This is a genomic window from Xanthobacter autotrophicus (assembly GCF_029991245.1).
GTDB lineage: Bacteria > Pseudomonadota > Alphaproteobacteria > Rhizobiales > Xanthobacteraceae > Xanthobacter > Xanthobacter autotrophicus_C.
In genome coordinates, this window is the sequence record NZ_JAIVFO010000170.1 from 1 (window position 1) to 8,847 (window position 8,847).

Consider the following 8,847-nt stretch of genomic DNA (forward strand, 5'->3'; position numbering starts at 1 on the left):
TCTCGCGGGCGGTCATCGGGCACCCTTGTCCATTGTAGCCTTGCCCAGCGCGCGCCAGCCGATATCGCTGCGGTAGAAGCCATCGGGCCATTCGATCCGGGCAATGCCCGCATAGGCCCGGTCGCGGGCCTGCGTGAGGGTGGCGCCGGTGGCGGTGACGTTGAGCACGCGCCCGCCGTTGGAGATCAGCCCGACGCCCTTGCGCCGCGTGCCGGCCTGGAACACCAGGACGCCGTCCAGCTCCGTCGCCGCATCGAGCCCGCCGATGGGGCTGCCCACCTGATGCGGACCGGGATAGCCGCGCGAGGCATAGACTACCGTCATGGCCGCATCCTGCGACCACTCCGGCGTCACCTCGGCCAGGCGGCCGGTGGCGGTGGCGTGCAGCACCTGGACCAGGTCGCCCGTAAAGCGCGGCATCAGCACCTGGCATTCGGGATCGCCGAAGCGGCAATTGTATTCCACCAGCTTCGGGCCATCGGCCGTCAGCATCAGCCCGGCATAGAGCACGCCGCGATAGGGCGTGCCGGCCGCCACCATGGCGCGGGCGGTGGGGATGAGGATTTCGTCCAGCGCCCGGCGCTCCAGCTCCGGCGTCAGCACGGGGGCGGGGGAATAGGCGCCCATGCCGCCAGTATTGGGGCCGAGGTCGCCGTCGAAGGCGCGCTTGTGGTCCTGGGCGCTGCCGAAGAGAACCACCGTCTCGCCATCCACCAGGGCGAACAGGCTGGCCTCCTCGCCCTCCATGAATTCCTCGATGAGCACCTCGGTGCCGCCGCCGGCGAACACCTGCTCCACCGCGTCCACCGCCTCTTCCTCGGAGAGGGCGACCACGACGCCCTTGCCGGCCATGAGGCCGTCCGCCTTCACCACGATGGGCGCGCCCTGCCGGCGCACATAGGCGGCGCCCTCGGCCGCCGATGTGAACCGGCCGAAGGCGGCGGTGGGGATGGAATTAGCCTTGCACAATTCCTTGGTGAAGAGCTTGGAGCCCTCGAGCCGGGCGGCGGCAGCCGTGGGACCGAAGGCGGGGATGCCCACCGCTTCGAGCCGGTCCACCAGCCCCGCCACCAGAGGCGCCTCCGGCCCCACCACCACGAAGCCGATGTCGTGGTCCTGGCACCATTTCACGATGGTATCGTGGGCCGAGAGCGGGATGCCCTCGATCAGCTCTGCGTGCTCGGCGATGCCGGGATTGCCCGGTATGGCGTAGAATTGGCCGATACTGCGGCTCTGCGCCAGCTTCCAGGCGAGGGCGTGCTCGCGCCCTCCCGATCCGAGCAGCAGGATGTTCATGCGGCCTCCCCCGTCCGTTGCCCCATGTCTCGCTCGAACGTCTCTGCCAACGCCTCTTGCGAGAGTCTCTTGTCACAATCGCCTATCGGCTCGGGGGCGCGCAAACAAGAGGCACGGCTCTGCGCTCGCCGCATGGGGGGCTTTCCCGCTATGCTTATTTCTTAACCAAGCGATGGCTGTGATTCGATGGTGGACGTCGCCGAACCCCGCGCCAATGCCCCGGAATGGAGCGTTTCCGAGCTGTCTGCCGCGCTCCGGCGCACGGTTGAAGAATCCTACGGCCACGTGCGGGTGCGCGGCGAAATCTCCGGCTATCGCGGGCCGCACGGCTCGGGCCACGCTTATTTCAGCCTGAAGGATGCCGGCGCGCGGCTGGACGCGGTGATCTGGAAGGGCACCTTCCAGCGCCTGCGCCTGAAGCCCGAGGAGGGGCTGGAGGTGGTGGCCATCGGCCGCCTCACCACCTATCCGGGCAAGTCCGGCTACCAGATCGTCATCGAGGCGCTGGAATTCGCCGGCGCCGGCGCCATCATGGCCATGCTGGAGGAGCGCAAGCGCCGCCTCGCGGCCGAGGGCCTGTTCGATCCGGCACGCAAGGTGGCGCTGCCGTTCCTGCCGCAGGTGATCGGGGTGGTCACCTCGCCCACCGGGGCGGTGATCCGCGACATCCTCCACCGCCTCGCCGACCGGTTTCCGCGCCGGGTGCTGGTGTGGCCGGTGCGGGTGCAGGGGGAAACCTCGGCGGCGGAGGTGGCGGCGGCCATCCGCGGCTTCAATGCCTTGCCGGCGGGCGGCGCCATCCCGCGCCCCGACGTGATCGTGGTGGCGCGCGGCGGCGGCGCACTGGAGGACCTGCTGGGCTTCTCCGACGAGGAGGTGGTGCGGGCGGCGGCGGACAGCGCCATCCCGCTGGTCGCCGCCGTGGGCCACGAGACCGACGTCACCCTGATCGATTTCGCCGCCGACGTGCGCGCCCCCACCCCCACCGCCGCCGCCGAGATGGTGGTGCCGGTGCGCTCCGAGCTGATCGCGGCGGTGGAGGACCTGGGCGGGCGCCTCGCCGCCGCCCCGGTGCGCCTTCTGGAACGGCGACGGGCGGACCTGCGCGGCTTGTCCCGCCTTCTGCCCAGTGCGGAAAACCTGCTGTCCGTGCCCCGGCAAAGGCTCGATGCCGCGAGCGAGCGCCTGCCGCGCGCGCTCAGGGCCAATGCCGCCGCCCACCGCCTGCGCCTTGTGGCTGCACGCGCCCGCCTGTCGCCGGAGGCGCTGAAGCTGCGCCTGGAGCGCGCGGGAGACCGGCTGGAGACGCTGGACGGCCGGCTGAAACGCGCCTTCACCGTGGCACGCGAGCAGCGGGCGGCGCGGCTGAAATCGGCGGGCCAACTGCTGGACGCCTTGTCCTTCAAGGGGGTGCTCAGCCGGGGCTTTGCGCTGGTGCGCGATGCCGCGGGCCAGCCGGTGCGCCTTGCCGCCGGCCTCAATCCGGGCACGGCGCTGGATCTCCAGTTCGCCGACGGGCACGTGGCGGCGGTGACGGGGGAGGCGGCGCCGGCTGGAACGGCGCCGGTGTCAGCGCCCGCGCGGCCGCGCCCGGCCAAGTCCAGGAAGTCGTCCAAGGTGGAAGGGCCGACCCTGTTCGATCCGTGAGCCGGCGCCCCTTTCGCGCTGCGGGGCGAATGGCTATGTTGAATGTTCTTCTTTCAGGACGATGACCGAGGCGATGAACAGATTCGAACGCTTCCCCGAGCCCCATGGCGAGGCGGAGGTCCGCTACCTCGATGGCGAATTCCGTATCCTCCGGCCGGGCAGCTTCGTGCGCTGCGCGGTGACCGGGCAGGCGATTCCGCTGGATGAGCTGCGCTACTGGAGCGTGGACCTGCAGGAGGCCTATGCCGGCCCCGAGGCGGTGCTGGCCCGCGTCAAGGAGCGTCCGGCGGGCTGACGCCACCGGAACTCCCTTGCCTTCGAAAAGAAAGGGCGCGCCGGTGGCGCGCCCTCTTTCGTTGGAGGCGTGGCCTTCGCTGGGAGCATCCTTCGCTCAGCCCTGCGGCTGGAGCGTCTCCAGGAAGCGGATGGGCGCGCCGGTGGCGGGGCCGGTGAGGTCGCCCTCCCACATCACCTTGCGGCCGCGCACGAAGGTGCCCACGGGCCAGCCGGTGACCGCCTTGCCATCATAGGGCGTCCACTTGGAGCGCGAGGCGATCCAGTCCGCCGTGATGATGGCGCGGCGCTTCAGGTCCACCACGGTGAAGTCGGCGTCATAGCCCACCACGATGCGCCCCTTTCCGGCGATGCCGAACAGCCGGGCGGGGCCGGCGCTGGAGAGGTCCACGAAGCGCTCCAGCGTCAGGCGCCCGGCGGCCACGTGGTCCAGCATCAGCGGCACCAGGGTCTGTACCCCGGTCATGCCCGAGGGGCTTTCGGGATAGGGCTTGGCCTTCTCCTCCAGGGTGTGGGGGGCGTGGTCGGAGCCGAGCACGTCCACCACGCCGCTCTGGAGCGCGGCCCACAGGGCATCGCGGTGGCGGCCGTCGCGCACCGGCGGGTTCATCTGCACCAGCGTGCCGAGCCGGTCGTAGCAATCCGGCGCCGCAAGGGTGAGGTGATGGGGCGTCACCTCCACCGAGGCCACGTCGCGGGCGTCGGCGAGAAAGTCCATCTCCTCCGCCGAGGTCACGTGCAGCACATGCACCCGCGCCCCGGTCTCGCGGGCGAGGGTGACGAGGCGGCGGGTGGCGGTCAGCGCGGCGATCTCGTCGCGCCAGACCGGGTGGGAGGAGGCATCGCCCGGCACGCGCAGGCCCTTGCGCTCCTGCAGGCGGGGCTCGTCCTCGCAATGGAAGGCGGCGCGGCGGCGGATCACTTTCAGGATGTTGCGCACGCCGTCATCGTCCGCCACCAGCAGGGAGCCGGTGGACGAGCCGATGAACACCTTGACGCCGGCGGCCCCCGGCAGGCGCTCCAGCTCGGGCAGGTCCTTCACGTTGTCGTGGGTGCCGCCCACATAGAAGGCGAAGTCGCAGTGCATGCGGTTGGTCCCGCGCGCGATCTTGTCTTCCAGCGCCGCGGCGGAGGTGGTCTGGGGAATGGTGTTCGGCATCTCGAACACGCCGGTCACCCCGCCCATGACGGCGGCCAGCGACCCGGTCTCCAGATCTTCCTTCTGCTCCAGCCCCGGCTCGCGGAAATGCACCTGGGTGTCGATGACACCGGGCAGGATGTGGAGGCCCGTCGCATCCACCACTTCGCCCGCGCTCGCCGCCCCGAGGGCGCCGATGGCGCGGATGCGTCCGCCTGTCACCCCGATGTCCGCAACGGCAATGCCGGCGGGGGTCGCGACCGCGCCGCCCTTCAGCAGCAGATCGAAAGTCACGGGCATGGCGGAAGCTCGCTCTTGATGGGGACAGGCAAGCGGCCTTAAATCTGGTTTTTATTTTTCTGACAAGGACGGCCCCCATGCCCGTCGTTTATTTGACCGATCGTGTGCTCATTCGTGCCACCGGCCCCGAAGCCTCCAAGTTTCTCCATGGCGTAATCACCTGCAACGTGCAGACCATGGCGAAGGGCGACTCGCGCTACGGCGCGCTTTTGACCCCGCAGGGCAAGATCATCTCCGACTTCCTGTTCTACGCGGAAGGCGAGGATGTCTTCCTGTTCGACGTTCCCGCCGAGCGGGCCGAGGACCTGCTGAAGCGCCTCACCTTCCATCGCCTGCGGGCCAAGGTGACGTTCGAGAAAGCCGACGATTTCGCCGTCGCCGCCGTGTTCGGGGATGCGGGGGAGGTGCCCGAAGGCGCGCTTTATCCCGACCCGCGCCTTCCCGCCCTGGGCCAGCGGCTGGTGCTGCCCCGCGCGGCGGCGCAAGCCCTGTCGTCGGATGCGGCGCCCTACGAGGCGCACCGCATCGCCCTCGGCATCCCCAGGGGCGGGCCGGACTTCGCCTATGGCGACACCTTCCCCCATGAGGCCGACATGGACCAGCTGGGCGGGGTGGACTTCAAGAAGGGCTGCTATGTGGGCCAGGAGGTGGTGAGCCGCATGGAGCACCGCTCCACCCCCCGCAACCGGCTGGTGGAAGTGCGGTTCGACACGCCGCTTGCCGCCGGACAGGAGATCATGGCCGGCGACAAGAGCGTGGGGCAGATCCTGTCGGTCACCGATGGGCGGGGCATCGCCACGGTGCGCCTTGACCGCGCCAACGACGCCAAGACCGACGGGGTGCCGCTGCTTGCCGGGGAGGTTCCGGTGGAGCTGCGCCGGCCCGACTGGGCGGTCTTTTCCATGGAATGGGAAAAGAAGGTGAGCGAGCTGGACCGCAAGTTCAAGGGAAGCTGAGAGGGGCGATTGCGGAGCCGGAGGCGGGAGGGGCGATGGCAGAGCCGAAGGCGGGAAACGCGAAAAAGAGTGCGCCCGAGGCCGCACGCGCGACGGAGTCCGAGCCGGCGGTGAAGGCCGAACGCGCGCCGCTGCTCCGGCACGGGGACGGGCGGGCGCGCTGCTTCTGGTGCGGCACCGACCCGTTCTACATGGCCTATCACGACGACGAATGGGGCGTGCCCGAGCGCGACAGCCGCGCCCTGTTCGAGAAGCTGCTGCTGGACGGCTTCCAGGCCGGCCTCTCCTGGATCACCATCCTGCGGAAGCGCGAGAATTTCCGCCGCGCCTTCGACGGCTTCGATCCCGAAACGATGGCCCGCTATGACGCCGCCAAGGTCGAGGCCCTGATGGCCGACGCCGGCATCGTGCGCAACCGGGCGAAGGTGGAGGGGGCGGTGGCTTCCGCCCGCGCCTATCTCGACCTTCGCGACAGGGGCATCGCCTTTTCAGACCTCATGTGGGAGGCGGTGGACGGCGAGACGCGGGTGAACCGGCCACGCCGCATCGCCGACGTGCCGGCGCAGACCGCGCAGTCCATGGCCCTGTCCAAGCGGCTGAAGGGACTGGGCTTCAAGTTCGTCGGCCCCACCATCGTCTATGCCGCCATGCAGGCCTGCGGCCTGGTGGACGACCACCTCGCCGGCTGCCATTGCGCCAGCCGTAAGGCCGGAGGCGTCTGAGGGGAAACCCGCCGGGGCCGTTGGCGCAAGGTCCCGCGACAAAGGGTCGGGGATGGCGGCGGACTTTGTGGCACGCGCCCCTTTCATCGCCGGCGGGCGACGCCTATATTCGTTCTGCCGACGCAAGTCGGATACGGCGATAAATGGGTGTCGGAATAAGCCTTTCGGACCCGGGGGCGGTACCCGGCGCCTCCACCAAAGCCCAACTTCCCGTCAGGGAGGCGGGCTCCGGCGGGGGCGAAATAGGATCGACGAGGGTGTAAAGGGCATACTTTCGCTCGGCATGGTTCCGCCGTCATCGGGCCGAACTGATAGTTGCGAATGACAACTATGCTCCGGTTGCTCAGGCCGCGTGAGCGGTTTGACGATCGAAATCAAAGTCCTACCGGGTAGCACTGGCTAGGCGGGGTTCGGAGGCACCTGGCAACAGAAGCCTCCACTTCCCTTCCATCCGGCCGGACGAGGGAAGGTTGGAAGCTCCATCGCCAGACCCTCCGGATACGGCGCGCCCGTATGGCCCCCCGGAAGGTGCCCGGAGTCTTCTGGATCACCGGGCCGGACGGGGAAGTGCTGCGGGCTCATGTCGGTCGATCATATCCGCTACGATCTTCTCGCCCAGGAGGCTTTGCGCTCCGTGGTGCGTCGCGTGCTCCTGGATGTGGCCAAGACGGGCCTGCCGGGCGAGCACCATTTCTACATCTCCTTCGACACCCGCGCGCCGGGCGTCCGCCTCTCCCCGCGCATGCTGGAGAAGTATCCGGAGGAGATGACCATCGTCCTCCAGCACCAGTTCTGGGATCTCATCGTCACCGACACCACCTTCGAGGTGGGCCTGTCCTTCGGCGGCATTCCCGAGCGGCTGCTGGTGCCCTTCTCTGCGCTGAAGGGCTTCTTCGACCCGTCCGTGAAGTTTGGCCTCCAGTTCGAGCTTGCCGCGAACGAGAGCGAGGCCGAGGAGACGGACGACTCGCCGTTCGAGGCGCCCCGTTCCGCCAACGCGCCTGCGCCGCTCAAGCCGGCGCGGGGGGCGGCCTCCGAGCCGGTGCTGGCGAGCGCCGTGCCCACCGCCGCCTCCGACGCTGCCGAGACCGGCCAGGAGGCCGGCGCCCGGCCCGCGAGCGGCGCCCAGGTGGTGCAGCTCGACGTCTTCCGCAACAAGAAGTAGCCGGCCCTTCGGGACCGCATTGGTGAGCGCCGAAACCGACGTGGTGGTGATCGGCGCCGGAGCCTCCGGCCTCGCCGCCGGAACGCGCCTGCGCCGGGCCGGCATCCCATTCCGCATCCTTGAGGCCGCCTCCGTCCCCGGCGGGCGGGCGGCCACCGACACAACCACCCTCGGCGTGCCGTTCGATCTCGGCTGCCACTGGCTCCACGATGCGCGCGCCAACCCCTTCACGGCCCTGGCCGCGCGGCTCGGCTTCCGGGTGGGTGCGACCAATTCCGGCCCGCGCCGGCTGCACCTCGGCTCCCGCTTCGCCACCCCCGAGGAAAAGGCGCAGGCGGACGCGGAGGTGGACCAGGTGTTCGCGGCCGTCATCGCCGCCGGACGCGCGGGACGCGATGTGGCGGCTTCCGAGGTTGCGGGACCGCCCGGCCGCTTCGGGCCGCTGGCGCGCCATTGGCTGGAACTCATGTCGGCCGCCGGGCCGGATTCCATCTCCTGCGCGGATTTCGCATTCTATCACGACACCGACGACAACTGGCCGGTGCTCGACGGCTACGGCGCCCTGGTGCTGGCGGCGGCGGGCGCCCTGCCGGTGACGCTCGACTGCCCGGTGTCCCGGATCGACCGCTCGGGTGCGCGCCTCAAGATTGACAGCGCCCAAGGCAGCCTCAGCTGCCACAAGGTGATCGTGACGGTCTCCACGGCGGTGATCGCCTCCGGCCGGCTCGCCTTCGCGCCCGCCCTGCCGCCGGACATGGCCGAGGCGTTCGCGGCGCTGCCGCTGGGCTTTGCGGAGAAGGTGGCGCTGGCGTTCGATGAGGATGTGTTCGGGGTGCCGGAGCGCACGGCCCTCGACGCCATCGACCTCGACCAGCCCGCCCGCGCCGGGGCCTCCGCCCTGCTGAAGCCCGGCGGGGCGCCGGCGGCGCTGGTCCATGTGGCGGGGCCGGAGGCGCAGGCCCTCGCGGCGGACGGGGAGGGGGCCCTCGTCGCCTTCGCGCTGGATGTCCTCGGCGCGGCCTTTGGGGCCGGCCTCAAGACGAAGGTGAAGCGCAGCCTTGTCACTCGCTGGGCTGCCATGCCCTATATCGGCGGGGCCTATTCCTGCGCCCTGCCGGGCCGCGCCGGCTTGCGCGCGCGGCTCCATGAGCCCCTCGACGGGCGCATCTTCTTTGCCGGGGAGGCCTTGGGGCGGGAGGCGTTCTCCACCTGCCACGGCGCCCACCTCAGCGGCCTTGCCGCCGCCGACGCGGCCCTCGCCGCCTTGAACTGCGCCCGATGATGGAGACCGCCCCATGACCCCCGGCCAGCCGCCCCGCCATCCTTTGG

General features: G+C 70.2%; 8 protein-coding genes and 1 other RNA gene. 7 read left to right on the forward strand and 2 right to left on the reverse strand.

Annotated elements, in window-relative coordinates:
- Positions 1–12 precede the first annotated feature (12 nt).
- The gene (gene purD / locus K9U41_RS20145) at positions 13–1,296 is read right to left on the reverse strand and encodes a phosphoribosylamine--glycine ligase (protein WP_282642640.1); all 1,284 of its coding nucleotides are present in this window, start codon (positions 1,294–1,296) and stop codon (positions 13–15) included.
- 186 nt (positions 1,297–1,482) lie between these two features.
- Here purD and xseA point away from each other — a divergent pair, with 186 nt between their 5' ends.
- Both xseA and K9U41_RS20155 read left to right on the forward strand, forming a co-directional pair.
- Positions 1,483–2,943: an exodeoxyribonuclease VII large subunit gene (xseA, locus tag K9U41_RS20150; protein ID WP_282642641.1), complete on the forward strand. Its 1,461-nt coding sequence runs from the start codon at positions 1,483–1,485 to the stop codon at positions 2,941–2,943.
- 73 nt (positions 2,944–3,016) lie between these two features.
- Entirely contained in the window at positions 3,017–3,238 is a 222-nt protein-coding gene (locus tag K9U41_RS20155; protein WP_282642642.1) for a DUF2093 domain-containing protein, read from the forward strand.
- Positions 3,239–3,334: 96 nt separating this feature from the next.
- Here the strand turns inward: K9U41_RS20155 and K9U41_RS20160 are convergent, their stop codons facing one another.
- Positions 3,335–4,675 carry a dihydroorotase gene (locus tag K9U41_RS20160; RefSeq protein WP_282642643.1) on the reverse strand — a complete coding sequence of 447 codons (1,341 nt, stop codon included), beginning with the start codon at positions 4,673–4,675 and terminating at the stop codon, positions 3,335–3,337.
- Positions 4,676–4,752: 77 nt separating this feature from the next.
- Here K9U41_RS20160 and K9U41_RS20165 point away from each other — a divergent pair, with 77 nt between their 5' ends.
- The 5 genes from K9U41_RS20165 (at position 4,753) to K9U41_RS20185 (ending at position 8,800) form a co-directional block, all read left to right on the forward strand.
- Positions 4,753–5,631: a YgfZ/GcvT domain-containing protein gene (locus K9U41_RS20165; RefSeq protein ID WP_282642644.1), complete on the forward strand. Its 879-nt coding sequence runs from the start codon at positions 4,753–4,755 to the stop codon at positions 5,629–5,631.
- A gap of 35 nt (positions 5,632–5,666) precedes the next feature.
- The gene (locus tag K9U41_RS20170; RefSeq protein WP_282642645.1) at positions 5,667–6,353 is read left to right on the forward strand and encodes a DNA-3-methyladenine glycosylase I; all 687 of its coding nucleotides are present in this window, start codon (positions 5,667–5,669) and stop codon (positions 6,351–6,353) included.
- Between the two features lie 77 nt (positions 6,354–6,430).
- Positions 6,431–6,794, forward strand: a transfer-messenger RNA (tmRNA) gene (ssrA, locus tag K9U41_RS20175).
- A gap of 139 nt (positions 6,795–6,933) precedes the next feature.
- Positions 6,934–7,518: an SspB family protein gene (locus K9U41_RS20180; RefSeq protein ID WP_282642646.1), complete on the forward strand. Its 585-nt coding sequence runs from the start codon at positions 6,934–6,936 to the stop codon at positions 7,516–7,518.
- 22 nt (positions 7,519–7,540) lie between these two features.
- Entirely contained in the window at positions 7,541–8,800 is a 1,260-nt protein-coding gene (locus K9U41_RS20185) for a flavin monoamine oxidase family protein (protein ID WP_282642647.1), read from the forward strand.
- Positions 8,801–8,847: the final 47 nt, after the last annotated feature.